The 26,922-nt window shown below is 42.1% G+C and carries 23 protein-coding genes and 1 pseudogene; 12 read left to right on the top strand and 12 right to left on the bottom strand.

Annotated elements, in window-relative coordinates; all coding sequences use genetic code 11:
• Positions 1-8 precede the first annotated feature (8 nt).
• From U2P91_RS11125 to U2P91_RS11115, 3 genes are read left to right on the top strand one after another with little or no spacing between them, the layout of a single operon-like run.
• Positions 9-671, top strand: coding sequence for a response regulator transcription factor (locus tag U2P91_RS11125; protein WP_322519629.1), 663 nt, complete (start codon positions 9-11; stop codon positions 669-671).
• On the top strand, positions 659-2,044 hold the full coding sequence (locus U2P91_RS11120; RefSeq protein WP_322519628.1) for a HAMP domain-containing sensor histidine kinase: 1,386 nt from the start codon (positions 659-661) through the stop codon (positions 2,042-2,044). The genes U2P91_RS11125 and U2P91_RS11120 overlap by 13 nt, the downstream gene beginning before the upstream one ends.
• Positions 2,045-2,077: 33 nt before the next feature.
• A complete protein-coding gene (locus U2P91_RS11115) occupies positions 2,078-2,707 on the top strand; it encodes a DUF3786 domain-containing protein (protein WP_162624495.1) in 630 nt (209 codons plus the stop codon).
• Positions 2,708-2,811: 104 nt separating this feature from the next.
• On the opposite strand, the gene U2P91_RS11110 is transcribed toward U2P91_RS11115, so the two are convergent.
• Complete coding sequence (locus tag U2P91_RS11110) at positions 2,812-3,531, bottom strand: methyl-accepting chemotaxis protein (protein ID WP_322519627.1); 720 nt, start codon at positions 3,529-3,531, stop codon at positions 2,812-2,814.
• Positions 3,437-5,098 (bottom strand): HAMP domain-containing protein, encoded by a 1,662-nt coding sequence (locus U2P91_RS11105; protein ID WP_322519626.1) that lies wholly within the window; start codon positions 5,096-5,098, stop codon positions 3,437-3,439. Before U2P91_RS11105 ends, U2P91_RS11110 begins: the two co-directional genes overlap by 95 nt.
• 388 nt (positions 5,099-5,486) lie before the next feature.
• Here U2P91_RS11105 and U2P91_RS11100 point away from each other — a divergent pair, with 388 nt between their 5' ends.
• Together U2P91_RS11100 and U2P91_RS11095 are read left to right on the top strand one after the other, a co-directional pair.
• Positions 5,487-5,948, top strand: coding sequence for a MarR family winged helix-turn-helix transcriptional regulator (locus U2P91_RS11100; RefSeq protein WP_322519625.1), 462 nt, complete (start codon positions 5,487-5,489; stop codon positions 5,946-5,948).
• Complete coding sequence (locus U2P91_RS11095) at positions 5,932-7,395, top strand: MFS transporter (protein WP_322519624.1); 1,464 nt, start codon at positions 5,932-5,934, stop codon at positions 7,393-7,395. The genes U2P91_RS11100 and U2P91_RS11095 overlap by 17 nt, the downstream gene beginning before the upstream one ends.
• A gap of 21 nt (positions 7,396-7,416) precedes the next feature.
• Here U2P91_RS11095 and U2P91_RS11090 read toward each other — a convergent pair whose 3' ends face one another.
• The 4 genes from U2P91_RS11090 to U2P91_RS11075 form a co-directional block, all read right to left on the bottom strand.
• Entirely contained in the window at positions 7,417-8,214 is a 798-nt protein-coding gene (locus U2P91_RS11090; protein WP_111888160.1) for a TIGR03943 family putative permease subunit, read from the bottom strand.
• A gap of 10 nt (positions 8,215-8,224) precedes the next feature.
• Positions 8,225-9,802, bottom strand: a complete 1,578-nt coding sequence (locus U2P91_RS11085; protein ID WP_111888159.1) for a permease — start codon at positions 9,800-9,802, stop codon at positions 8,225-8,227.
• A 9-nt stretch (positions 9,803-9,811) separates the two neighbouring features.
• Positions 9,812-10,744 (bottom strand): CobW family GTP-binding protein, encoded by a 933-nt coding sequence (locus tag U2P91_RS11080; protein ID WP_111888158.1) that lies wholly within the window; start codon positions 10,742-10,744, stop codon positions 9,812-9,814.
• Between the two features lie 168 nt (positions 10,745-10,912).
• A complete protein-coding gene (locus tag U2P91_RS11075) occupies positions 10,913-12,196 on the bottom strand; it encodes an ArsB/NhaD family transporter (protein WP_111888157.1) in 1,284 nt (427 codons plus the stop codon).
• Positions 12,197-12,457: 261 nt separating this feature from the next.
• On the opposite strand from U2P91_RS11075, the gene U2P91_RS11070 reads away from it, so the two are divergent.
• Entirely contained in the window at positions 12,458-12,907 is a 450-nt protein-coding gene (locus tag U2P91_RS11070; protein ID WP_111888156.1) for a universal stress protein, read from the top strand.
• A gap of 124 nt (positions 12,908-13,031) precedes the next feature.
• Here the strand turns inward: U2P91_RS11070 and mutM are convergent, their stop codons facing one another.
• Positions 13,032-13,844, bottom strand: a complete 813-nt coding sequence (gene mutM, locus U2P91_RS11065; RefSeq protein ID WP_111888155.1) for a DNA-formamidopyrimidine glycosylase — start codon at positions 13,842-13,844, stop codon at positions 13,032-13,034.
• A 254-nt stretch (positions 13,845-14,098) separates the two neighbouring features.
• Positions 14,099-14,632 (bottom strand): hypothetical protein, encoded by a 534-nt coding sequence (locus tag U2P91_RS11060; protein ID WP_111888154.1) that lies wholly within the window; start codon positions 14,630-14,632, stop codon positions 14,099-14,101.
• Positions 14,633-14,846: 214 nt separating this feature from the next.
• Here U2P91_RS11060 and U2P91_RS11055 point away from each other — a divergent pair, with 214 nt between their 5' ends.
• The 4 genes and pseudogenes from U2P91_RS11055 to U2P91_RS11040 all read left to right on the top strand — a co-directional run bounded on the left by U2P91_RS11055 (position 14,847) and on the right by U2P91_RS11040 (position 18,736).
• The gene (locus U2P91_RS11055) at positions 14,847-15,353 is read left to right on the top strand and encodes a GNAT family protein (RefSeq protein WP_322519623.1); all 507 of its coding nucleotides are present in this window, start codon (positions 14,847-14,849) and stop codon (positions 15,351-15,353) included.
• Between the two features lie 21 nt (positions 15,354-15,374).
• Complete coding sequence (locus U2P91_RS11050) at positions 15,375-15,791, top strand: secondary thiamine-phosphate synthase enzyme YjbQ (protein ID WP_322519622.1); 417 nt, start codon at positions 15,375-15,377, stop codon at positions 15,789-15,791.
• A gap of 483 nt (positions 15,792-16,274) precedes the next feature.
• Positions 16,275-17,143: pseudogene (locus U2P91_RS17970) on the top strand (cache domain-containing protein); the annotation flags it as partial.
• Complete coding sequence (locus U2P91_RS11040; protein WP_416173382.1) at positions 17,138-18,736, top strand: EAL domain-containing protein; 1,599 nt, start codon at positions 17,138-17,140, stop codon at positions 18,734-18,736. The pseudogene U2P91_RS17970 and the gene U2P91_RS11040, both read left to right, overlap by 6 nt.
• 105 nt (positions 18,737-18,841) lie before the next feature.
• Here the strand turns inward: U2P91_RS11040 and U2P91_RS11035 are convergent, their stop codons facing one another.
• Positions 18,842-19,453, bottom strand: coding sequence for a LysE/ArgO family amino acid transporter (locus U2P91_RS11035; RefSeq protein ID WP_322519620.1), 612 nt, complete (start codon positions 19,451-19,453; stop codon positions 18,842-18,844).
• 137 nt (positions 19,454-19,590) lie between these two features.
• Here U2P91_RS11035 and U2P91_RS11030 point away from each other — a divergent pair, with 137 nt between their 5' ends.
• Both U2P91_RS11030 and U2P91_RS11025 read left to right on the top strand, forming a co-directional pair.
• Entirely contained in the window at positions 19,591-21,048 is a 1,458-nt protein-coding gene (locus U2P91_RS11030; RefSeq protein WP_111888149.1) for a PLP-dependent aminotransferase family protein, read from the top strand.
• Between the two features lie 264 nt (positions 21,049-21,312).
• Entirely contained in the window at positions 21,313-22,035 is a 723-nt protein-coding gene (locus U2P91_RS11025; RefSeq protein ID WP_111888148.1) for an SGNH/GDSL hydrolase family protein, read from the top strand.
• Between the two features lie 205 nt (positions 22,036-22,240).
• Here the strand turns inward: U2P91_RS11025 and U2P91_RS11020 are convergent, their stop codons facing one another.
• The 3 genes from U2P91_RS11020 to U2P91_RS11010 all read right to left on the bottom strand — a co-directional run bounded on the left by U2P91_RS11020 (position 22,241) and on the right by U2P91_RS11010 (position 26,794).
• A complete protein-coding gene (locus U2P91_RS11020; protein WP_111888147.1) occupies positions 22,241-22,732 on the bottom strand; it encodes a DUF1836 domain-containing protein in 492 nt (163 codons plus the stop codon).
• A 437-nt stretch (positions 22,733-23,169) separates the two neighbouring features.
• Positions 23,170-23,925, bottom strand: coding sequence for an SDR family NAD(P)-dependent oxidoreductase (locus tag U2P91_RS11015; RefSeq protein WP_111888146.1), 756 nt, complete (start codon positions 23,923-23,925; stop codon positions 23,170-23,172).
• Positions 23,926-23,983: 58 nt separating this feature from the next.
• Positions 23,984-26,794, bottom strand: coding sequence for an FAD-dependent oxidoreductase (locus U2P91_RS11010; protein ID WP_322519619.1), 2,811 nt, complete (start codon positions 26,792-26,794; stop codon positions 23,984-23,986).
• Positions 26,795-26,922: the final 128 nt, after the last annotated feature.

Below are 26,922 nucleotides of genomic sequence, written 5' to 3'. Positions count from 1 at the left end.
AGCGGGTGATGGCAAACATATTAGTGGTCGATGATGACCCCGGGATGTTGGATTTAATCGCCAATGTCCTGAGTAAAAATGGTCATCAGATAAAAAAAATTGAAATACCGGAAGATGTTTTAAAAGAAAAATTGGATTATTATCAGCTGATGATCCTGGATGTGATGATGCCGGGGATGAGTGGTTTTGAATTATGTCACAAAATCAGAAATCAGGTCGATTGTCCGATTCTCTTTTTAACGGCCAAAGCGGAAGAAGCGGCCATTATTTATGGTCTTGGTCTGGGGGCCGATGATTACCTGACTAAACCATTTGTCATTGCCGAACTGCGAGCCCGGGTTGACGCCCATTTAAGACGGGAATCACGCCAAAAGAGCCATGCTTTTACGGTCGGGAATTGTCATTTTTTTATGTCCCGCAAAGCCTGCTATGTCGATGATACTCCCGTTGCACTAACGAAAAGTGAGTATGAAATATCGGAGCTGCTGGCACTTCATCATGGGCAGGTGTTTTCCAAAGAACAGATTTATGAGTCGGTTTTTGGTGCTTTTGGCGAGAGTTATAATAGTGTAATTGTCGAACATGTCAAAAACATTCGCGGTAAATTTGCATTAAGCAAAGAGGAGCCCATCAAAACGGTTTGGGGAGTGGGCTACAAATGGGACGCATAAGGGGTAAAAATAAATCGTTGCGGCGGATATTTATTTACTTTCTGGGGTGCATGCTGGGATTTAGTTTACTCATTATCGGAGTCAATTATGGACTTTTAAACTATGCGCTTGATTCAAAGATTGTATATCCGGCAAATTACTCTGAATCCTTTATTCAAAAAAATAGTGCGACACTAAAAGGAGCAAGTACCATTACCCTTGACATGATTCCCGACGGGTCTGATTTTGGGGTTTATGATGTAACTGGCAATTATCAATATGGTTCATTTCCAGAGAATGGACCAGAGCATCTTGAAAAAATCGGGCAGATATGGAAGAGTTATGAAAATGGCGACTCATCGCTTAGTGGATCAGAATTTATTTATGTGATCCAAAGAGAAAATGAAGTGCTCCTAATTACCTATCCAATCTCATTGCAATTTAGTGATACGCGCTTGCGTCAGATCTTTCCGAATCTGGAAGCCCTTTGGATTGGATTCTTTGGACTTGAAATGGTTATCCTGATTTTGCTTCTATCCATCAATTTTGGTAAATACTTAGGCAAAAAAATAGCGGTTTTGCAGCAGGCTTCCTGGAATATTGAAAATCAGAATCTGGATTTTGATCTGGGTGGTAGCGATGTGTGTGAAATCAATCAGGTATTGGACAGCCTGTACCATCTCCGGGATGAGTTAAAAGAGTCGTTGCTGCAGCAATGGCAGATTAAAAAAGGAAAGCAGGAACAAATTTCTGCTTTAGCCCACGATATCAAAACGCCATTAACGATTATTAAAGGAAATGTGGAGCTGCTGGGTGAAACGACCTTAGATCAGGAGCAAATGTTGTATCAGAAATATATCATTGAAAATGCGACTCAAATAGAAGGCTATATTAATAAATTAGTTGAGCTTTCAAAATCGGAGACACCGCAAGGGCTGACGCTTAAAAAGGTAGCAGTTAAAGATTTGCTTGATGAAATTCATGAACAGACTAAGGGTCTGATTATAAAAAAGAACATTAAACTCAACTGGCAGGAAATAGATATAGCTAAGGAAGTGATTCAAGCGGATCTGGAAAAGCTATATCGGGCGATCATGAATGTGATGGGAAATGCCGTTGAATTTACACCGTCCCAGGAGACCATTGCAGTAACAGTAAAGAAAAAAGACGGTGAACTTATCTTGACCATTTGTGATGGTGGAAAAGGCTTTGGAGCCCAGGCATTACGCCATGGGAAGGAGCAATTTTTCATGGGAGATACCAGTAGAACCGATCATAAGCACCACGGGATGGGACTTTATATTGCCGACAACATTGTGAAGCAGCATGGCGGTCAGCTTGTCGTTGGCAACACGGCCCAAGGTGGTTTGGTAACCATCACCCTTAAAGTTTAAGCCATGTATTAAAAATTAGAAAGAGAGATGACGATGGAACAAGATAATTACAAAAAAGTGTGCGAGTATTGGCGACTCAAGGCGCTTAAGTTTGACTACGAAGAGCGCTATGCTGCTCTGGGGCTGCCCGGGTATAATGCGGCTAATTTACCGATCACTTACTTTGGCGTTAACTACGAAATTAAACGCACCGATGCCAGCATTAGCCGCGTTGATAAACCGGAAGAAGTGCCGGATTTTTACACCCAATCAGCCATCTACCACTTATTTCATTTTTCGAAACAAGCACCGAAAAATTCCGGCAATTTTATTCCCCTTCATGAGCTCCGGGGCGCAGCGCCGTTTAGTCCGGCATTTAAAAAATCGACTCTCGCTCCTTTTGCTAAAACATTTGAAGGCAAAACCCAGCAATTGATAGATACCGCGGAAAAGCTGGGGTTTGAGCGGCTGCCTAATTCAGACGCCGGTTTTCAGGCGATGGCGTTTGTCTGTATGCCCATCCGGTTTCTATTTTGGGATGGCGATGATGAACTTCCCGCCCAGGCAACCATTCTTTTTGACGAAAAAATCACGGATTTTACCCATGAGGAAACCGTCATCGGAATCGGTTCGGATCTGGTGAATCGCTTGATCGATGCGGCGGGGTTAAAACGATTGGTATAAATAAAACCGATTGATCAGGATCATCTTGATTTTAAGATCAATGGGTATAAAAAAGCCACCACCACGTAAAGTGATGGCTTTTATTTTGGTAAGGAACAGGAAAATTATCGCAGTTGAAATTGGTCAATCATTTGTTTTAATAAAACCGATTGGCCGGATAATTCTTCACTGGCCGCCGCACTTTGTTCGGCTGTGGCCGAGTTTTGCGAAACAACATGGGCAACTTGTTCAACGCCCATATTAATTTGGGCAATGCTGGTAGCTTGTTCATTGGAAGAACTGGCAATATTACCAATCAGGCCCGTAACTTGACCAATGCCAGCGACAATTTCATCCAGCGCTGCTGCTGTTTCATCGGTGATCTTGGTACCTTCCTGAACCTTGCCGATTGAACCTTCGATAAGTTCGGTTGTTTCTTTTGCAGCATCAGCACTGCGAGCGGCTAGGGTTCTTACTTCTTCGGCGACGACTGCAAATCCCTTGCCATGTTGTCCGGCCCGAGCGGCTTCAACTGCAGCATTTAGGGCTAAGATATTAGTCTGGAAGGCAATATCATCAATGACTTTAATGATTTTTGAAATATCATCAGAAGACTTGTTAATATCGACCATTGAACGCTGCATTTCGGTCATCTGATAATTACCTTTATCAGCATTTTTAGCGACTTCTGTAGCTAATTCATTGGCACGGTTTGCATTAACTGCATTGTGCTTAGTCTGGTCGGCGATTTCAGCGATGGATGCTGTTAATTCCTGAATTGAGCTGGGCTTGTTCAGTGGAACCTTGAGCCAGCGATTGGCTGCTGTCAGAGATTTGGTTGGCACCGGCATTTACTTGCTCAGCCGCATCGTTGATATTACTCAAAAGCGTGTTTAATTTTTTGATAATCGTATTGAGAGAAATAGAAATGGCATTAAAATCGCCTTGATAGACTCTTACATCGTTAATACTAAGATTTCCATTGCCAATTTCTTCAGTAACTGCCGAAATTTCAGTCACGACTGTTCTGAATCGGCTTCCCATGGAGTTAACTGATGTTTTTAGGGCTTCAAAACGTCCTTGATAGGTGCCATTCACGGAAACGTTTAAATTTCCCTCGGACATCTCATCCATCGTAGCAGAAACTTCATTTATTGGTTTTGAAATTTCTTCAAGAATAGCATTCATACCCTTAATCAATTTTTGCCAGGAACCACCGAAGCTTGTTTCATCAGCCCGGGTATCCAGTTCACCCTGGATAGCTGCCCGGGTAAGCTGGGTTGCATCTTCGATGAGAACACTAATTGAATCTTTTACTTTGATTAAGTTGTTTTCAATAGTCATAAACTGTTCGTAGGTCTCATTGGTATAGTCATTTGGCTTCTGAATATCCAGATTGAAATCCAGATTTCCAGCCGACAATTGTTCTAAGTTCTCTTCTAAACGGAGGACTTCTTTTTTTGTATAGTGGGCAACACTTTCGCTTGGCGTTGTATCGTGAGAAACTTCCAGATAACCAATCGTTTCACCGTTTTTATCTACAATAGCCGTTGTGTCCATCCGGTAGTATCGGTCCCTGAATTCAAACGGATATTCGATTCGGCCACTTTTTTTAAATGCTGTAACACCACAATTTTCGGTTTTGCACATTTGTAGATTACAGTCCGAACAGTTAGTGCCATACATGTCTTCACGATGTTCGGCAGTTCCGGTTTTTTTCATCAAATCCCCCAGGGCTTTATTAAGAAAAGTAATCTTCGAATCATTATCAACGGTGGTAACACGATATGGCATTGCATCAAGAATAGCCATAAAGAAATCCTTTTCATTTAAGACTTCTTTTATGGTCAAATTGAGTTGTTCGATCGCACTTTTATAATCTCCGCTCAAATCTACTTCTGCTGTCGCGACTTCAGGTAGTGTTTTTAGACAAGTAAAAACGTTTTCAACGGATTTTTGGATGCTCAGTAAACTATTTCCCATTAGATCGCTCTTAGAGGTTGGCGTGATGACAACCGATAAATCGCCATTACCAAGGCGATTAGCAATGTCAATCTGTGATTTGAGATCTGCCGCAATTTCATTTAAGATGTAGCCTAATCGTTCTAACTCATCACGTGGTTGTACGGTTTCGGAGTTAACGTCAATATCACCATCAACGATTCGATTGGCAACTTTGATAAGATGCGATATTTTGTTAGAGGGGTCTTTCAAGCCAAGTACAATCACACTAACGATCACAACCAATCCGATGGTATTGATGAGGATCATGGTGTTTAGAACACTTGCAAATTGATCAATGTTCTGACTTAAAACATACATAGAAACGCTAACGGTTGCTAAAAAAATCAAAGCAACAGGTAAAACAACCGTCAACAGGATCTTTGACAATAAACTTATTTCATGCTTCATTTTTACTCCTTTTTAGTATGGATTTAAATGTGTTTAAACAACAATTCAGGTTTAATTCACCACTTTTCTTTGAAAGACTATACCACTGATCAATGCGCGCATCGATGCTGTTACTCTTCACAGCAAGGGTATTCAATCGAATCTGTTTATTAACATCCAACATTATATCCGATCGTTTTAGCAAACTCAATCATATTTTATGCATTGCATGATTTAAATTCATTTAATTCACAATAGGAAAATTTGTCAGAATGGTTTCCTTACCCATTGGCCGTCGTCATTTACCCGGAATGTTGTGGATTGATAATGTTCGAAAAATATGATTGACAACACAACGAAAATAATTTAAGATAAGATTGACTAGTCAATTGTAGAAGGAGAGAATACATTGGAAATTGAAAACATGCATTTTATTATGTTCAACAATAAAATATTTAGAAACAATCAGATTCAACTGGACAAGGTGATGAAAAAATATGATTTAAGCAGTGGTTCGATGTCCTATCTCTTTATTCTGGAAAAAAGCGAGGGTGTCAGCCTTCATCAACTCAGTATAAAAATCGGTAATGACAAAGCGATGACCACCCGCACCATCAAACGCCTGATTGAGCTGAAATATGTTTATAAGGTCGGAAAAGACGGGGATTGTCGAGCTTATCAGCTTTATCTGACAGAAAAAGCTAAAGCGATACTACCTCAGATGCACAGGGAAATTGAGGAGATTGTGGACTTAATCACAGTAGATTTATCCCAAGAAGAAAAAGAAGTAACCCTGGCAGCGATGAAAAAAATATTTATGCGAACCCAGCAGATAAGAACTGAGGAGGAAGTAAATGGAAAAAATCGATGAAAAAAATAAATGGCCGATTCTGCTAATTGTGGTGATGTCCACCTTTATGGCAACCCTGGACAGTAGTATCGTCAATGTGGCTCTGCCCCAGATGGCCCGGGCAATGGATGTTGACACATCTCAGATTCAACTGGTGGTGACCAGCTATCTGATTGTCATTGTGGGGATTATTCTCATTTTTGGAAAACTGGGAGATATGCTGGGTAAAACCAGGATCTTTACTTTCGGTATAGCATTGTTTACCGTTGGTTCGTTGCTTTGCGGTATCACCAGTTCATTTCCGGTACTTATCGGTGCCCGGATTGTTCAAGCGGTTGGTGCTGCGGCAACCATGGCCAATAATCAGGGCATCATTACCCAGGTCTTTCCAGCAACACAGCGGGGTAAGGCCCTGGGTTTAACGGGTACATCTGTGGCGTTGGGATCTCTGGTAGGGCCTGGTTTGGGAGGAATTATAGTCGGTGCTTCCAGTTGGGAGTATATTTTTTTGATCAATGTACCGGTGGGGGTGGTGGTCTTGTTTTTTGCCATTAAGCTGCTACCGAGAAGCAATAAAAAGGCAACAGTGAGACTGGATGCACTGGGGGCTGTTCTGTTTATGCTAAGCATCGTGCCATTATTTGTGGCACTGGGTCAGGTGCAAAGTCTGGGTTTTACCAATCCGCTGATTCTGGCTGGCTTTATCGTGTCGATCGGATCATTTATCGCATTTATACGGGTTGAACAAAAACGCGAAAACCCGTTGATTCCGCTTTATATTTTCAAAAACAAACTGTTTTCACTGAGTATATTCTGTGCCTTTATTACCTTTGTGGGACTCTTCTGCAACAATATTATTCAACCATTCTATCTCCAGGATGTGATGATTTATTCTCCGGAGCAGGCGGGTTTAATGATGATGATTTTCCCGCTCGTTTTAGCGGTGCTGGCACCAGTTAGTGGTCATGTGTCTGACAAAATTGGATCAGAATTGCTAACCTTCATTGGCTTACTGCTGATCAGTTTGGGTTTGTTCCTGATGTCCACCCTGACTGAGCAGTCCACCCTGACAACCATGGTTATTTTCATTGTTGTCTTATCGGTAGGGATGGGTTTATTTCAATCGCCAAACAATTCTTTGATCATGTCAACCGTAAAAAGAGATCAACTGGGGATTGCCGGGAGTATCAATGCTCTGGTCCGAAATATGGGCATGGTTACCGGGATTGCTTTGGCAACCACCCTGCTTTATGGCAGCATGAGTGCAGAGCTGGGTTATCGTGTAACAGATTATGTGGCCGGTCAAAATGGTGCCTTTATTAACGGTATGAGCAACGTTTATATTACCGCGGCAGTCATTTGTCTTTTTGGTGCGGTGTTAACATTTTTGCGACTGCTGAGAAAAAAGTCAGGGGCGATCGAACAAGCCGTGATTTTGGAGAATGAAATAAGCGGCAACCGGAAATAAGCCCAACCAGAAAACAGTATTCTAGTAGTTTTTGTAGTAAATATATCCAACTTCAGGTGCCTCGGTTTTGGTGATGGTCACATCTGTTAGCATCGGTACAGGATGGCCATTGTATTGATAGGAAGTGATGGTTCCGGTAACCATAATCCATTCTTGGTCAACCAGTTCATTTCGCAGATTGCTTTCACAAATTATGCCATAGCCGGCCAAATCGGCGGCACAACAAACCATAAAATTTCTTCCTGCTAAAAACTGATTATCTTTAAAATCATCCATTGAAAATACTTGAGCCAAATACTGGTACCTTTTTCCGGTAAAGTCATCAAGATGAGCATAGGTATCAAAAAACCAGGCGGAAAAAACATCATCGTTAATTTGTACGACGTCATCGACCTTATAGTGTTCATATTTTTCAGAAGCATCTTCATTCGAATCAGATTGTTCTTCAATAGTATCGGTTGTGGTAGGTTTGTTTTCTGCTATCGGTTGTTCACTGGTTGTCGTTGAAAGACTACTTTCGATCATGGTCACGTCCTTACTGATGACCTCTCCGGAGGGAAAGAAAAGAGCAGCGGCGAGGGGAATGATAAAAATCAGATAAGGACTGATACTCACATTATGTCTTGCTTTTTTAATTTTAGGGATTAAACTTAGAGCAAAGAAGACCAGTATAATTATAGAAAGCCATAATCCCAGGTAATACCTTGGATGGACATAGGCGTTTATTTTCTTGGTAATTAAGGCGTAACTAAGCAAAACAACAGTAAGGATCAGAATGATCAATTGGATAAGTGCATCCGTATTTATTTTTTTGTTCATATCAAACTCCTTACAGAAAATAAGCTAAGGTGCTAAATACGACGGCGCCTTCTAGAATTACCAGAGTGGCAAGAACAATCAAAAAGCGCTTTTTTAATACACCGGAAAGCATCAGCATGTTTTTTAGATCCAGCATCGGTCCCATGACAACAAAGGCTAAAATAGGTATGGTAGAAAAATTATTCGAAAAACTTTTCCCAATAAACGCGTTTGACGTGGAACAGGTGGACATAAAGATGGCGGCGGCAACCATAATCATAAATTGTAACAAGGGGTTGCTACTAATTAAGTGCATTAGTGTTTGTGGCAGAATCGTCTGTAAAATTGCCGAAACCAAGGCACCGATGATGACATATTTCGACACTCTGAAAAATTCACTTTTTGCGCCGGCAAAAACCGCCTCGATTTTTCCTTTGGTCCCTTCAAATTTTAAATCAAGAATATCCTTGCCGATCGTTTGGAAGTAGCGGCTGTCCTGAATAACAGCACTGGTTTCCAGATGGGCCAATTTTAAGATGATTCCAGCAACAATACCAATTACTACGCCAGTTATCACACGGATAACAGCCAGGTAGGGTTGCTCGGGAAAGGCATAGAGCATGGAAAGAAAAACAATTGGGCTGACGGCTGACGAAGCCAGCCAGAAGGTAATTGTTTGCGGTAAGGGAGTACTTTTTTTAAGTAAACCAGAAACAATAGGAACTAATCCACAGTCGCATATCGGCAAGAAAAAGCCAGCACTGGCAGCAATTAAAAAAGAAGTCCAAGTTCCCTTGGATATTTGCGTGATAATCCAATTTGATGAAACAAATAGCTGGATAATGGCTGAAAAAAATGCCCCAAACAAGATAAAGGGTAGTGCCTGAATCAGAATACTTAAAAAGATCGTGGTGATCGATTGAATGTAGTGATAGTCATTAAAATCACTAAATATCAGAATCACCGAAACACATAAAAGCATCAACATGAATAGGTTCAATTTGATCAGTGAATTTAAGGGACTGTTTTTCTGGTTGTCGGGTTTACCAAAATAGGGATTTAATGCTTGGGTAGGTGCGACGGCTTCAGCAAAAACCGTTTTTGTTTTCGGATTAATACTTTTTATATCTTGGACTATTTTTTTTAGGATCTCCGGAGCCATGGTTTCGTGTCGGTTAAAAACAGTGACATTGCTATTTTGAATATGAGGATGCATAAGGGTAACCATATTGCTTAATTGATTTCTAAAAGTTCCGGTTTCGCTGATAAAAAAAACATTTCGGTAGCGATAATCAGGGTCCATTTTCAGACCTAAAAGTCGGGAAATATCCCAGGTTCCATTATATTCGACAATGATGTAGTCGGGATGAAATTTTGCGTCAATCTGTTTAAATAAGTCATCATTTAATTCAGTGGGGCTCTCTAAAATGATGCTTTTGATATTCTTCTGCACAAATAATTCTTGATCATAGTCAGTAAAGCCCTCTTCGCAGATAACCAGGACGATTGAATTGAAATCCGAAACTTGGCCGTTGTTTAATATATTTTGAATGAATGTGGTTTTTCCGCTTTCTAAAAATCCCGTAACAATATCTATATAAGTTGCCATAAGGATCGCTTACAAACCGAATAATTCAGTAATCTGGACATCATTGATCTGTTCTCCAATGACACAAATTCGTCCAATGTAATCGGGTTTGATATCTTTTATAAAGGTTTCGTCAGGCACATAATCAAATTGAAGCCATTGATTTTTTTCGACCTTGATGATACCTTTGGCCCGGAGAATCGTTCCTTCTAAATGCTTTAATTGTTTTAAGACCGATTCAATTTTGTTACGTTCAAATGTTTTAGCCGTCTCTCGTCCCCAGACACTAAAAACTTCATCAGCGTGATGATGACTCGCATGGGTATGTTTGGTTGGGTTGATTAAAGAATGGAGAGCTTCGATATTATCTGTGAGTTCGCCAATTTCTTTTATTTTGCTTCCGTCTAATTCTTGCCAGTCAGTACTAATGATTTGGGCATGGGGATTGATTCTTCGCAGATCTTTGATGATCATTTCTATGGTATCTTCGTTAACCTTTTGACTACGGCTTAAAATAATCGCTTTTGCATTGGCCAGTTGATTCGTATAAAATTCAGTAAAATTTTTGACGTAGACCTTATACTTTGTCGCATCCACAACGGTAACACACATATTTAATTGAGCAGCAGCTCCTTTTAAGGCGTTTTGACAGCCATTGATTACATCAGAAAGCTTGCCAACGCCGGAGGGTTCAATAATGATTCGGTCAGCCGTATCAAGTGCTAATATTTCTTTTAAGGCGGCACCAAAGTCCCCGGCAATGGAACAGCAGATGCATCCGGAATTCATCTCGGTTATCTGGATTTTGTAATCTTTAAAAAGTGCGCCGTCGATGCCCACTTCCCCAAATTCATTTTCAATGAGCACGACTTTTTCTTCAATAAATGCTTCTTCCAGTAATTTCTTGATCAATGTCGTTTTGCCAGCACCCAGAAAGCCTGAGATAATATCTATTTTCGTCATTGGTATATTCCTCCCGAACTATTTATCAGTATTAAACAAGCAGTGTATATTGATAGCGATTGTAACTGCATGAACTTAATTATAATACAGATTAAGGCAGGAAAACCTTAAGTGCAAATACGAATCATTTGCAAATGAAAATAGAATGTTTTATTCGTGTTTGCCTCATTAGAAGGCCAGATATCGAAAGATCATATAGACTGTTGCGATCAGGATCGTAAAGATCATAAAGGGGAAAGCGACTCTGAAATAGCGGCCAAAGGTAATCCGGTAACCTTGTGCTTCGGCAATCCCGATGGCGACTACATTGGCACTGGCACCAATAACGGTTCCGTTCCCTCCCAGACAGGCGCCCAGGGAAAGTGCCCACCACAGCGGGTAGATATCAATGCCGGAGAGATGCCCCATTTCCATGATCATCGGAATCATCGTGGCGACAAAGGGGATATTATCGATAAAAGCTGAGGCAATTGCAGAAACCCATAAGATCGATAGCGTTGTCATGAAAACATCGCCATGAGTTAAGAGCAGTACCTCTTTGGCCAATATTTCGATGACGCCGGTGGCTTCAATACCACCAACCAGAATGAAGAGACCGATGAAAAAGAAAATGGTCTTCCATTCCACCTCGTGAAGAATTTCTTCCGAGCTGATACCTGAAATTAAGATGAGGATAACCGCTCCCGATAAGGCAATAGTCGGTGATTCTATGTGGAGCACCCCATTGAACAAAAAACCAAGAATAACAAGGGTAAAGACAATCATCGATTTTCGTAGTAGCGGTAAATCAGTGATGGCATCTTTTTCATTAACGGATAAAACCTTGGCTTTGACAGATTCATCGGCAATCAAAACTTTTTTATATAAAAGCGCAAATAGAATGGATGTCAGCAAAAGAATTGGCAGCGCGATGACAGAATTATTAAGCAGAAAATCATTGAAGGTAAAACCAACCTGACTTCCAATCATAATATTGGGCGGATCGCCAATCAGTGTAGCAGTGCCACCGATATTGGAAGCGAAAATTTCAGCAATGATAAAGGGGATTGGATCAAGCTTTAAGTCTTTGGCAACGCTGAGCGTTACTGGTATAATCAGCAAAATTGTGGTGACATTATCAAGCAAGCCCGATAAGACACCGGTAATCAGTGAAAGCAGAATAATCAGACGCTGGGGATCGGCTTTGGAAATTTTTAATACCTTAATGGCCAGGTATTCAAAAACGCCGGTTCGACGCATGACCATAACAATCATCATCATCCCGATTAAAAGGGTAATGGTATCGAAATCAACCGCCTCGATGGCAGATTCCTGATTCAGAATTCTCAGAATAACCATCAGCATGCCGCCGCCTAAAGCGACAAGGGTTCGATCGAATTTGTCCCAGATGATTAAGGCATACACAATTAAAAAAATAGCGATCGATACAAAAAAATAATTACTTTCCGTCATTTCAGTTCTCCTCAATTTACAATGTGTGAAGCAGCCAACCGATCCTCACATCATTTAAATCGTCTGAATGCCATTACCCATTATCGTGTTAACGGGGTGATTTGTCAATCGATTTTGTGTTTTTTTTGAAGTACATTATAATAAGAAGAAACTTTAACGTTTGCAGCCGGAGATACCGAAGGTGGTTAGTAAAATAGTCATTGCAATTTTAGAAAAAAATCGTTATCATGAAGCTAACTAAATAATACAGGGAGGCACCATATGAAAAAATTACTTGTTCCCATTGATGGCTCGCCAATATCAACAAAAGCGGTACTGGAAGCAAAAAAACTGGCGGAAGCCTTAGGCTCGGATATCGTTTTATTGTCGGTTGCCAATATTACCACACCCAGTGGAACGGATGAGTCCAATCTATTAATCCAATCCGGCTTGGAAGTCCAGGCCTATGTATCTCAGTTTAAACTTAATGCAGAGCGCAACCTTGCTGACGCAAAGGAAATGCTAAAAGATTTGTCAGTCAATGTGGAAACCGTTTTGCTCTATGGAGATCCGGCCGATCAGATAGCCGATTATCTCGATGAAAATGAGGTGGAAATGGTAATTATGGGTTCTCAGGGGGTTGGCATTTCACGACTGCGCCAGGTGTTTATTGGCAGTGTCACCTCAAAAATAGTGCGTCATTCCAAACAGCCGGTTCTGGTCGTTAAATAAACGAAAAAAGAAATGGCTGATGTTTAAAAAAGACAATGGAGTTTCTCCCATTGCAACCATTAAAGCGATAAAAAAACCCAGAGAAGCAGCTTCTCTGGGTCAAATATTTCCTCGTTTAATAATCTCAGCCCTTCTTTTTTTGGCATGCTTTGCAATAATAGGTACCTCTGCCACGAACCATTTCTTTGGTAATTGCACCACTACATAGCGGACAAAATTTTTGTGTATGTACCTGCAACTGCACCTGAAACAAACCGTTAATGCCATTGGCGTCAAACGAGTGAATCGTTGTTCCGCCTTGGGCAATGGCCTGCTCCAGGATTTCTTTTGAAACAGCAATTAATTCCACTACCCGCTTTTTACTGACCCGTTTGCCTGGGGTGGTAGGATCTATTTTTAATCTAAAACAGATTTCATTGGCGTAGATATTGCCGATTCCTGTCATAATGCTTTGATCAAGTAGCAGCGTTTTAATCGGCAGATTGCTCTTATGTATTTTGGCGTAGATCGCTTTAGGATCAGCATCCCATGGTTCGGGACCAAGCTTGCAAAGCGGTAAATCCTGACGATACGTTTTTTTGTTGACGCGCTCAAGCCGACCAAATTTGCGGGTGTCCTGATAACGTAATTCGGTGCCGTCACGAAAGACAAAGGTCAGATGTTCATGTTTGTTAAGCGGCTTTGAAGCATCGACAAGATTATATTTGCCTTCCATTCGCAAATGCGAAATAAACGCATCGCGATCGAGAATAAAGACCAAATATTTTCCCACTCGATCAATATCCCGAATGGTTTGTCCTGTTAATGACGTCACAAAGTTATCCGTATCCCCGACGACAATCTTATCGTAATGAACCTGGATTTCCTTGATTTCTTTGCCAATAATAAAGTTTTTTAACGTTCGGCGAACGGTTTCGACTTCTGGTAGTTCGGGCATAAATTTTCACCTGCTTTAATGGATTTAAGTAAAGTTAACAAATAGAAACTTCCTTAGCTGATACTTACGCGATATATTCGCCGACGATGGGAAGATCAGCTAGTACCCTTTCACCATGGGAGAACCAGAAAGAGCCTGGGTTAAATCATTGTCGGCTATTGCCATTGTGTTCACCGTTTACCCATTGTGATACGTTCGAAACATCATAAACCACGTTTTTGTAAGCAACATAGGTGGGATTACCGTCTTTACCATTAAGCTGGCAAGTCATCCTTTGTAAAACGCGTTAATTGACGATCCGCTTCGGTTGACCGAGTGTCTGTTTCCGTCGATTGTACCGCTGAGGTTGCGGGTTGCAGCAGTATACGGTTAAGTGAATACGGAGCCAATAAGTGTAAGAGAATTCCGATTATGATCAAAACGGCAATTAACCGGTGGGCAACAAACCACGCACCCTTGCGCGGCTTGTGAGCACGCGTAGCGTAGATCCCTAAACTGACCTGGGAAATAATTAAGATGGCCGCCAGGGCGCCAGTTAGATTAATGCCATAGCGGCTAAACTGAATGGTAAAATGTGTCAGTAGCAGTGCGGCAGTCAGGAAACCAAAAAATTTGTGATTCCGAACAAAGACGGTCATCAGTAATTTCATCGTTTTTTTGCCAGAACTGTTGCTGGAAATCGTCTTGCCCCATTTTTTATTAGCAAATTTTACGAGATAGTTAAGCAGGGTGCACGCGAATGCACCAATTAAAAGCCAGCCAAAAAAACCACCTAATTCTTCAAACATTTCACTTTCCTTTCTTGAACAAATCGTTATTGATAATCATTATAACATGTTTCATCATGATAAACACCCTTTGTTCACTTAAATTTATCTTTGGCATCGGTGAGTTTCGCGATTTCTAACAGGTGAGGATGAGCGATTTAATTTTTAGCCGGTAGCCTATTTTGTAGATTTTATGGTCATTAAAAAATATCTCTAGAATGAGGAGGATAACGAATTGAAAACAACACTGCGTAAATGGGCAGAAGAAGATGCCAATCAGTTGGCAGCAGCCCTGAATAACAAAAAAATTTTGGAAAACCTGCGGGATGGCTTACCATTTCCCTATACAGTTGAGGATGCAAAAGAATATATCAAGGCCATGCAGGATTCACAAGCCGATAATACCTTTGCCTATGCCATTACCGATGAGGGTCGGGTTATTGGGAGTATCGGTGTATTTCGCAAAGATAATATTCACTTTCGAACGGCTGAACTGGGTTATTATATTGCCGAACCCGATTGGGGACAGGGACATGGAACTCGGGCAGTAAAACAGATCTGTGAACTTGTTTTTGAAACAACCGATATCATCCGAATTTTTGCCGAACCTTTTGCCCGGAACCTGGGTTCGTGCCGGATTCTTGAAAAAGCTGGTTTTCAACTAGAAGGACTGCTTAGAAAAAATGCCATTAAAAATGGTCAGACAGAAGACATGAAATTGTATGCGTTAGTTAGAGAATAAAGAAAAAAAGGAGCAAAAACCATGATTTCTTATCGTAAAGAATTGCATTTTAATTTGCCTAAACGAAGAGGCCTGGTCAATATCACCGGTGATGTAGAAAAAGCCCTGGCTGAGAGTGGGATAAGTGAAGGACTGATTTTAGTTAATGCCATGAACATTACCGCCAGTGTTTTTATTAATGATGACGAAGGTGGATTACATCAGGATTATGAAGACTGGTTGGAAAAACTGGCACCGGAAAAACCATATAGTCAGTATCATCATAATGGATTTGAAGATAACGCTGATGGTCATCTCAAACGAACCATTATGGGCCGCGAAACAGTGGTGGCAGTAACCAATGGCAAGCTGGATTTTGGCAGATGGGAACAAATCTTTTACTTTGAATTTGACGGAAAGCGAGATAAACGGGTTTTAGTTAAAATAATTGGAGAGTAGGGGGCTTGTCATAGCGGACCAAATTGCAATCTTGCTGATGCGTTTGGTTTTTTTTAGCGCATTCATATTTATCATGCGAAGTGCGATGGCGGATTGGGTAAAGCGACCTGAGACGCAAAAAGAAAACTAAATGTCCCCTTATTATTAATTACAAAGAGAGACGCTTCCCTTGCGGGCCACGTCTCTCTTTTGCGTTTGCGTATTAATTGGGGGAATGGGTTCAGTAAATTTTTGATTAAAGCAGTCACATAACGACAAATTCTAACAAACTCTTAACGCAATCTTTACATTGGCGAAATACTTAAGCGGGTTTTCTGGGGTACACTAAACTGAATCCATCCATCGATTTTTGCGAAATTCTTTTGTGAAACACTTGAATGAAATGGGGTAAAGAATGGTGTTAATGGGCGTACAGCCGATTATCTTTTTAAAAGCTGAAGAGTGTTTTATTATCTCAGCTGATTTTACAGTTGGGAGGAGTCGATGAACTTTTTTAATAAGCTGTCCAGCATCCGAACGAAAATGTTGATTGCATTCATCCCGATCATCTTACTGGCAACTGTATCGATTGCGGCTGCCTCGGTGTTAAAAACAAAGGCGGGATTAGAAGAACAAATCGAAGCAAGAGTAACAGAAGCCCTCAATACCATCGAAGCATCGATTGAGTCTGAATTTACCACGAATAGACAAATAGCAGAAGCCGTCGCTGCTGTTTATGAAGTCCAGGCAAATACGCTGACAAAGACGGATTATCGCGGCATTATTGAGAAATTCCTGGCGATGAATAAAAACACCCTCGGCAGTGGACTGTGGCTGGAAAGCGGGGTTTATGATAAAAACATCCGATATTTTGGGCCTTATCTCCACAAAGAAGGGGAGACCATTGTCTATAGTGAAGCGTACGAGTCAGAAGATTATGATTATTTTAATACGACTGGTATCTTATCGGGAAAAACACCGAAAAAGGAGTTGGCTGGACAGATCCATACTACGATGAGGTGACAAAAATCTCAATGGTTACTGCAGCAGTCCCGATAAGCACCGAATACGGCATCATCGGTGTCGCTTCGGCTGACTACGACTTGACAACGATCCAAAAAATCATTAAAGAAGTGAAATTGGGTGAGTCCGGTTATGCCTTTCTGATTGATACAAAGGGACGCTTTATTGCGCATAAAGACCCCCAAAAGGTCATGAAGCTAGCAATTGAGCAGGATCAGGAATTAGGCGTCATCGCCGATACCATTATGAATAATAGTGAGGGGTCAATCAATGTTGCATTAGGCGGCCAGGATTTTAGAGCCGATTATTTAACCCTCGCAAGCACTGGCTGGAAATTAGTTGTGATGACGCCCTTTGCCGAATTGTTTTCTTCGGTGAGCGATATGATTGCCAATGCCATTATGATTACGCTAATCATTATTGCTTTGACTGTTGGGCTGATCATCATTTACAGCACTTCTTTTTCCCGGGAATTCAAGCAATTTGTGGATAGTTTGGGTTTTGTTGCACAAGGTGATTTTACACGAGCAATTGAAGTGAAGACCAAAGATGAGATCGGGCAAATGGGCGCTTACTACAATCATGTCCTGGTGGAATTAAGGAATATGGTTGATACGATTAAAGAAAAGGAACAGCATATTCAATTTCTGGCCGATCGCGACCCGATGACAGAGTTATACAATCGCCGGAAATTTAATGAGTTGCTCACTAGGGACTTATTAAATAATGTGCACGGAAATATCGTCTTATTGGATATTGATAACTTTAAAACAATTAACGATACTCTTGGTCATAATTACGGGGATCACTTATTGCGTTATGTAGCCGAGATCCTGCGTGAAAAGATGTGTTGTGATAATACGATCCCCTTCCGATTGGGAGGCGATGAATTTTTAATCTGGCATCGAAACCAAAGTGAAAAATGTGACGTTCGTCATTGCATGGAGGTCACAATGGCTAAGCTCAGAAAGAAAATCAACATTGAAGGGGTCGTGATTCACATTACCGTAAGCGCCGGAATTGCCGCTTATCCAGCTGATGGGCGGACGGTGGATGAGCTGCTTGTTAAAGCCGATATTGCTATGTATAGTGCCAAAAATAATGGCAAAAACCGGTGCATGATGTTTGATGAGCAGATGACGTCCGCCTTCCATGAGCGTTTTAAAATTGAAAAAATACTCCGAGAAGCACTGGAATATCAGCGATTCCGTTTACTATATCAACCCGTAATCGACGCCCAAACCGGAGCGATCGCTTATTTTGAGGCACTAATTCGGATTCAGGACAGCTCGCTTTCGCCAGCCGTCTTTATCCAGGTGGCAGAGGAGTCCGGTTTAATCATTCCCATTGGCAGATGGGTCATCCAGGAAGCAATCTGTCAACAAAGAAAATGGATCGATGCAAACTATCCAGTCAAAGGGATCGCGATTAATATTTCGGGAAATCAGTTTTATGATGAAAATTTGGTTGCATATATCGCAAACAGCCTCGATGAACAAAAAGTTGATCCAGCGTTGATCGAAATAGAGATAACCGAGAGTGTGTTAATCGACAATCAGGAAAAGGCCATTAATATTATGAAAAAGTTAAAAGAAATGGGGATCCGGATCGCCCTGGATGATTTTGGGACAGGTTTCTCATCCCTAAATTATTTAACCTTTATGCCGGTGGATAAGATTAAACTTGATAAAAGTTTAAAGGATAAGTTCATTCGGATGGAGAGTATTCAGGTGATGGAGGGGATTGTTTCCGTTGCCCATGGTTTGGGATTAATGGTCGTTGCTGAAGGGGTTGAGGAAGAAGTAGAGGCTAACCGTTTGAAACGCGTAAAGTGTGATTACCTGCAGGGCTACCTCTACAGCAGACCGCTTAGGAGTAATGATGTTGAACGTTTGCTGAAAATTCAAACAAACTTGTTTGGGTTCACAGAAAGAGTACTGTGATATAGGAATTGAATTAAGTGGCGATGAGATAAGTAGACTGGCAAAAAAACGTCCTGTCTACCAAAAGGTTTTGGGTTCAAAGCGGTGCACGTAGCACGTCAAAACTCAAAAAACCAGTTGGATCAGTTTAAGCATCAGTCCCAGACCATAAAGTATAATAATAATACCGCAAACCAGATTGATATACCGTAAGGTTCGGCCTTTGATAAGATTGCCGGAATAAGATACAACAAGGGCGAGCCCGGTAAACCAGATCAGCGAGGCAAACGCCACACCGATGATAAAGTACTGGGCATCATCCGCTGGCAGGGAGACACGGAAGGCACCAAGCATCATGGTTCCGTCAATCAATGCCTGGGGATTAAACCAGGTCACCACAAATGCTGAGACAACCATCTTACGGATCGATAAAACCGCACCTTCGGTTGGTTTGTTTTCAGTCTTCGCCAGAAGTAGTGTGACGCCAATATAAGTAACGATTAAACTGCCGCAAAACAGGATCAGCGCTCTTAGCCCGCTATAATAGTCCATAATGGCACCAATGCCATAGAAACAGGAAAAGGCCAGAGCTACATCAAAAAGTGTCACGGTCAGCCCAACCAAAAGCGCCTGTTTCCGGCTATGAGCCAGAGCGCCATTAATCACAAATAAATTCTGCATCCCGATTGGAGCGACATAAGCCAATCCCATGAGAAGGCCTTGTAAAAAGTATTGCATAGAAACTCCTTTTAATTATATTTCTAACCTTTATTTCTGATATAATTTGATTATACTTATATCATAAATAGAAACTGGTGTTTTGTAACCAGCCATATGTTAGTTTAAAACCAGCCAAAAGGAGTAATAACAGCGTAATGAATAAAAAACAGACCTGCACTTTTGAGTGGTTACCTGATCGCAGTTCAAAGATACCAATCTACCGGCAGATTATCCACTTTATTAGCGCTCAAATTCAATCCGGTGCCTGGGAAGTCGGGACTCAGTTGCCCTCTCAACGGGATCTGGCCGCTAAGTTGGGCGTTAACCGCAGTACGATTACCACTGTCATGGATGAGCTGGCCGCCGATGGGATCATTGAGAGTAATTTTAAGGGCGGAACCCGGATTATCAGCAATACCTGGACGCTGTTATTGTCTGAAAACAGCATCTGGAATCGTTATGTGAACCTGGGTAGTTTTAAGTCTAATCATGCCATGATTCAAGCGATCAATCGACTTGAATTTACGCCAGGCATCCTTCGTCTGGGGACCGGGGAATTGGATCCGGCTCTGTTTCCATCAGAACTATGGAAAAAAGCAGTAAAACCGCTGGAGAATATTCCGTCCTTGAATTATCTGGAAGCTTCCGGTCTTTATCAGTTGCGTTGTGCGATTGTCAGGTATGTAACAAAATTTGGGATTATAGCTACCCCGGATCAGGTTTTGATAACCTCCGGATCTTTACAGGCACTACAACTCATATCCGTCTGTATTCTTTCGGCAGACTCGGTAGTCTACACTGAAGCACCAACCTATTTGAAATCCTTGCAGATTTTTCAGTCAGCGGGAATTACGCTGGAAAGTATCCCCATGGATGAGGAAGGCATTTTGCATCATCGGCTTCCCAGGACGGATCAACGGACCCGAATCCTCTACACCATTCCTACCAACCATAACCCCACTGGTATCACAATGTCGAATCAACGGAGGAAGGCTCTTTTCGAATATTGTGGGGTCAATCGCATTCCGATTATTGAGGATGGTGCTTATGAAGAATTATATTTTGATAAACAACATCATCAGCCAATTAAACAAATGGATCTCAACGGCGATATTATTTACCTCGGCACAGTGTCAAAAACGTTGTCACCGGGCCTGCGAATCGGTTGGGTGATTGCTTCGGAGCCAATTATTGATCGTCTGGGAGATGTGAAAATGCAAATGGACTATGGTGCCAGCTCAGTTTCACAGTGGATCATGACCGAATTTTTGAACAGTGGCATGTATGAACAGCATCTGGAACAGATCAGAACTGAAATGGAGAAGCGCAGAGACCATGGGGTCCGGGTACTCAGGCAATATCTGGGTGATCGGGTATCCTTCAAATCACCGGCCGGCGGTTTTTATATCTGGATGCGCTTTAATAAAAAAATACCGATGCAAAAATTATTTGAAGAAGCCGTAAAAGTAGGGGTTCTCCTGAATCCCGGAGATATCTATGACTATGCTCCGACAAATGCTCTGCGGATTTCTTATTCTTATTTGAGCTGCGGGGAATTTGAGGAAGCCGTGAAACGATTGGCTGGTATTACCAAAAGATGGTTTGAAGTGTGACTACAATCAATTGACAAATTCGCTAACGACCGGGCGATTCGCAAAAACCTTATCGCCGTGAGGCTAAGCAGAAAAACCTTGACACCGTTAAGGTTATTAGATAATATAATCATATAAACTAGATCATGTGCTAAACGTAATTATATAATATCGGGAAGTATGACAGATAATGTTGTTAAATGAACATCCGTTTTTAAATTGAACACACACCATATTGACTCAAATCATAACTTGGAAATTAATGAATGAAAAGAGGATTATTCTATGGAAAACGAACATGAAAAAGATGTAAGAATATGTGTGTTTGGAGATTCCATTGGAAAAGGAGTCATCCAGCAAAATAATTCCGGCCGTTATGGACTGGTGAAAATTGATTTGAATGCCTTGGTCGGACAGAAGAATATTATTCTTGATAATTTCTCGAAGATGGGGATCACCGTTTCGAAGGGGCTATCCATAGTCAAACGCCATGCTGCTAAGCTCTCAAATTATGACCGCATTTTTCTGGAATTTGGTGGCAACGACTGTAGCTATGCCTGGAATGAGATTGCCGAAAATCCTCAGGATGAACATATTCCCAAAACACCGACCACAGTATTTGAAGACCTCTATACCGAAATGATTGAAGAAATAAAAACCAATGGAGGTAAACCCATTATGCTCTCGTTGCCACCGCTTGTGCCGGAACGATATTTTGAATGGTTTTCAGAAAACTTAAACAAAGAAAATATCTTAAAATGGATCGGTAGTGTTGATGTCATTTATCGTTGGCAGGAAATGTACAATTTAAAGGTTGTTTTACTGGCGAAGAAGCTGTCAATTCCACTCATTGACATACGCAGTGCGTTTTTAAGCAAACGCCAGTATAAAGATTTTTTATGCGAGGACGGCGTTCATCCAAATAAGTCGGGTTATAAATTGATTTATGAAACCGTAATAAAAGCGATACTGGACCAGAAGATGATCCCGAATGGCGCAACTGATTAGCCCGCACACCATTTCTCGAGATGATCCGGGCAAACGGTGTCAAGAAAAAATAAACTGAGCCGAAATGATTGTGGAATAGATTGCGGCAGCATTATTGGGGTAATCTTAGCCATGTTTATTTAGTTCTGACTGGCTGAAATGAACCGGCCGCAACAACACAATTTGTTAACGAACAGCAGGAGAAAAACACAAGCCCCTCTGCTTACTATTTTTTTATGCTGACTTGAAAATACGTTTTATTTGCAAATGCAAGCACGGCTGATTTAAGAATAATCAGTTCGGGCGCTTTTATTTGATTGCTCGGTTGAACTTTCGGAGAGAAAACCTCTTTGATGGCACTTTCCAGTTCATCACAGAATAAATTGTAGGCATAATCGATTTTGTGCTGGCTGATTAAATAGGTAATCAGATCACCAGTTTCGGAAATACTGAGAACCCGTTTCATGATACAAATCACAAAAAAATAGGCAAGGTGGCTCCGGTTATAGCGCTTTTTAATTGGCGGCTCAACGACTTTTTGCTTAACATAGTTATTGATCATCATGGAGGTGATAATTTTTTCACCCCAAATTTCTTCGAAAATAACCAGATTCTTTTCTAAAATACTGACTAACTGATCCATATATAAATCAATGTCGGGAAGTTCAAGCCATCGCGGACAGTGAAAGTTAAGGAGTTCCTCTGATATTGTTTCCATTTTCTGATACCTCTTTCAATAAGACTCCTCTTAATTATAAGGTAATATACAAGATGATGTCAAAGTTAATAAAAAAAATTGGTTTGTTATAGCAATCATCTTATCTGGTGCAAAAAACGGGGTTAGCCTGGATAAAACTAATCGCGGACCTTAAAAATATGTCTTTGTATTGCCTGGCAATTCTCTGGGCTTTGCAGTGAATTCAGGCCGGATGGCCGGAAAAAATGCGGTGACGTATATTAAAGAAGAATTGGCTGAATAACGCTCAAATGGGCAGGAGACTGAGCATCGGGTGGTTTTGTCTTTGATTGCAATGGGGTGCTATTTATTCTTAAGTGGTTCTAAATTATCGTGAAGAAAAAAGCTAAGAGCAGGGACACAAAATCCCTACTCTTAACTTTCACAGTGCCCCAATCGGCGCTATTTTTTTGTCTGATTTAGAAGATGGTATATCCGCCGTCTACAGCCAGACTGGCACCGTGAATAAAGGAGGCATCGTCGCTTGCCAGGAAGAGAATCGCCTTTCCAACCTCTTCTGGTGCACCCGCTCTTGTGGCCGGGCTCATTTTAATCTTCATACAAACCGGATGTTGGGGGATGGTTAAAACCCGGGCAATCATTTCGGTATCGATGGGCCCTGGAAGGACTGCGTTAATACGGACGCCGTTACGGCCATGGTCCATCGACATTTGACGCGTCAGACCCAGAAGTCCGTGTTTAGCGGAGGTATAAGCAAGGCCACCTCTTCCGGCACCGGTGGACGCCATTGATGCGACGTTAACGATGGCACCGGAACCTTGTTTTTCCATCACTGGGATGATCTTTTTACAAAGCATGAAGGGAGCGGTTAAATTGGTAGAAAGGACAGTATTCCACTCATCACTGCTGATATCATTCATATTTGCCGTGGTGCCGCTGACGCCGGCGTTATTGACCAGGATATCAATCCGGCCGTAATGTTCCATGGTGGCGTTTACCAAAGCATCCAGGCTGGCCTCATCGGTTACGTCAGTTTGCTGGAAAAAACCTTCGCCTCCGGCAGCCAGAATTTCCTTTACAGTGGCATCGCCTCTTTCTTTGTTGGTCCCGACAACGACAACCTTTGCACCTTCCGCCACAAAAATCATGGCGGCAGCTTTTCCGATGCCTTTCGTTGAGCCGGTAATAATCGCAACTTTATTTTCAAGTTTCATAATCAAATTCCTTTCGTATTTTGGTGATTTTATTTTTGCGTTCAGGTTTTACGAGGGCTTATTTCCGGCCAGTTTCCATAAATGCGGTGCGGTCGTAGCGTCCGGCCATTAAATAGGGGACAATATCTTCGGCATTCAGGTTTTCGACCAGATTTAGCTTATGGACAAGTAAACTGTTTACAGAGTAAGCACCGCCGACGATTGTGTTTATCGGCAATTCACCCCAGGGGTCGTCGATGCTGGAACGAAGCTTCAGACTGGCAAAACCCGGCTCCCAGGATTTGTAAGTGTACTCACAGAGATTCTGAAGCAAGGCACCATTGGTAAAATGGGACACCCCTTCTTTATCCGGTTCGCGGTCAAAATGAAAATAAAAGCCACCACCATAGGTCTGTTTTCCCGCTTCCGGGAACTGATACATGGCACCAGTCAGCGGACTATTGGTCTCACCGAGTTCCAGTTTTACTTCAATTAACTGAACACCCCGACGGGTGACGCTGGCCATAACGGTATTTCCCGCCTGGCGAATCACAAACTCTGCGCCCATTTTTTTGGGAATGCTGCCATTATCACGACCAAGCTGAACGGCCATCTCGGCTCCGGGGCCGCCGAGAACCAGACTAAGGGGATAGAGCCCCAGTTCTTTTCCGTACATTGCATAGACGCCCAGGATTGCTTCATAATAATCATCGGCAAAAGAGGGATTGTGAATATGCGCAATCGACAGGGTTACCACCGGCATTGAAAAAGGTTTAAGTGGTGGAGGTAACAGGCGCGCGATAACAGCGGGATCGGTGAGAAAGCAAAGATACAGACCTTCCTGATTATCCATCAGAGAAAGCTTGCCAAAGTTTTCCAAGTCTTCTTTTGGGGTCAGAAAACTGGTGGCTTTGGGTTTGTCGATAAACAGACAGCGGCCTGCTTCAAAGCCGGCCCGGATAGCCGGTTCAATGCGGTCAACTTTAAGGGCATCACCGATAATTTCCACCCGTTCGAATTTTTTCTTTAGTTCTTCGGCAAGGCTATTATTGGAGCAATAACCCATCGACAACACAACCGCGTCAGCTGGTATCTTGATTTCCGAGTGATCTTCCATTTTTTCGAGAATCACGCCATCCGGTGTGATTTCTTTTAACGCATGGGATAGCATGTAAGTCGCACCATATTTTGCCAGACGTCCGGTAACATCTAAAACATTCGTGCCATTTCCGTCGGGTGCGACCTTGTTAAGCATATCAACGATGGTTAATGAATTTCCGGCGGCACACAGATACTCGGCGGTTTCAATTCCACTCATCCCGGCACCGATGAGTACCACCTGTTTATCTTTTAATCCGGTGGCTCCGGATAGGACACGATCAATTCCAAAGACATTTTCGCCATCGACTCCAGGGATGCGTCTGGGTACAACGGGGGTACTGCCAGTAGCCAGAATGACCGCATCGGGTGCCATTTCTTCTAATACAGAAAGAGTCGCTTCGGTATTTAGTTTCACTGCGACATTCAAACGATCGAATTCATTTTGATAATACTGGCAGATCCAGTCCATGGCACCTTTATGAGGAGGCATTTTAGCAATATTAATAAGCCCACCAAGAGTATTTTCTTTTTCAAACAAGGTGACATGAATACCGCGAAGTGCCAGTGTGCGGGCTGCCGACATACCAGCGGCACCACCACCGATAACCGCTACTTTATGGTCGAACGAATCGTGAGCGAGGTTGCCAAGCTGTTGTTCCCGGGCAAGACGTGGGTTTACCGAACAAACCAGCGGAAGACCAACGGCATTATTTTCGTTTAAGCTTTCGAAGCAGCGCAGGCAGGAGATACACTTGCACAACTGCTTTTCCCGTCCTTCTTTTACCTTTAAACCCCATTCTTCATCCGCCAGCCAGGCGCGGCCTAAGGCCACAAAATCGACGATACCGTCGGCCAGAAACTGTTCACCGACAGCCGGTTCGCGAAAGACGGAAACAGCGATTACCGGAATCGCTACATGATCTTTAACCGCTTTGATCAGATCCCGGCGCCAGCCCTGGGGGAACGAAACCGGTTCGACACAAACCGAGCCAGTTTCATAAATACCACAGCTTACATTGATGACGTCGATTCCCAGTTTTTCCAGTGCCATGGAAATTTTGACACCATCCTGAATATGAATATAATCATCGGTGACTCCGACATTGCTTAAAAATTCCTCGACAGAAAGACGGACACTAATAGGAAAATCAGGACCACATTCGTTTCGTATACCGGCGATGATTTCGGCAATAAAACGCAGCCGGTTTTCAAAACTTCCGCCGTATTCATCATCGCGTTTATTGGTATAGGGGCTTAAAAACTGATTGATCAGATAGCCATGAGCGGCATGCAGTTCAACACCGTCACAACCTGCTTTCTGCACGCGAACAGCACCGGCGACAAACTGCTGAACCAGTTCCTTGATTTCAGCATGTTCAAGCGCTCGTGTTGGCTGCTTAAGAAAATTACAGGGAATTGCCGATGGCGCAGCGACGGGTCCTCCGACCAGCGAGGTCATCGTTTCACGACCGGGGTGATGTAGTTGAATAAAGATTTTCGTCCCATGTTTATGCACCGCTTGCGCCAGTCTTGATAGTGGTTCAATGTGACGATCTTTAGTAACAGAAAGCTGACGCAGCATTCCGGCACCGTGCACATCATTTACACGGGTAATTTCAGGGATGATTAATCCGGCGCCACCAATGGCACGGGCCTCATAAAAAGCAATCATCTCTTGCGTTGGTGAACCGTCCAGCTCAGCCAGCCCAATCCCCATTGGCGACATAACCAAACGATTTTTAAGTTTCAGTTTTCCAATGGTTCCTTCGAGAAACAGTTTTTCATACATAGGTTTCCTCCTTATTATTAACGAATTGCGTTTATAATAAATAGATTATACTGTGTTCGTTGGAATTTGCCTATATTGACGGGAAACGATTTCACATTGACAATTTGTGTATGATGCACTATTCTAAT

Source organism: Acetobacterium sp. K1/6 (assembly GCF_034438075.1).
Lineage (GTDB): Bacteria > Bacillota > Clostridia > Eubacteriales > Eubacteriaceae > Acetobacterium > Acetobacterium carbinolicum.
This window is presented reverse-complemented; position numbering and strand designations above follow the sequence as displayed.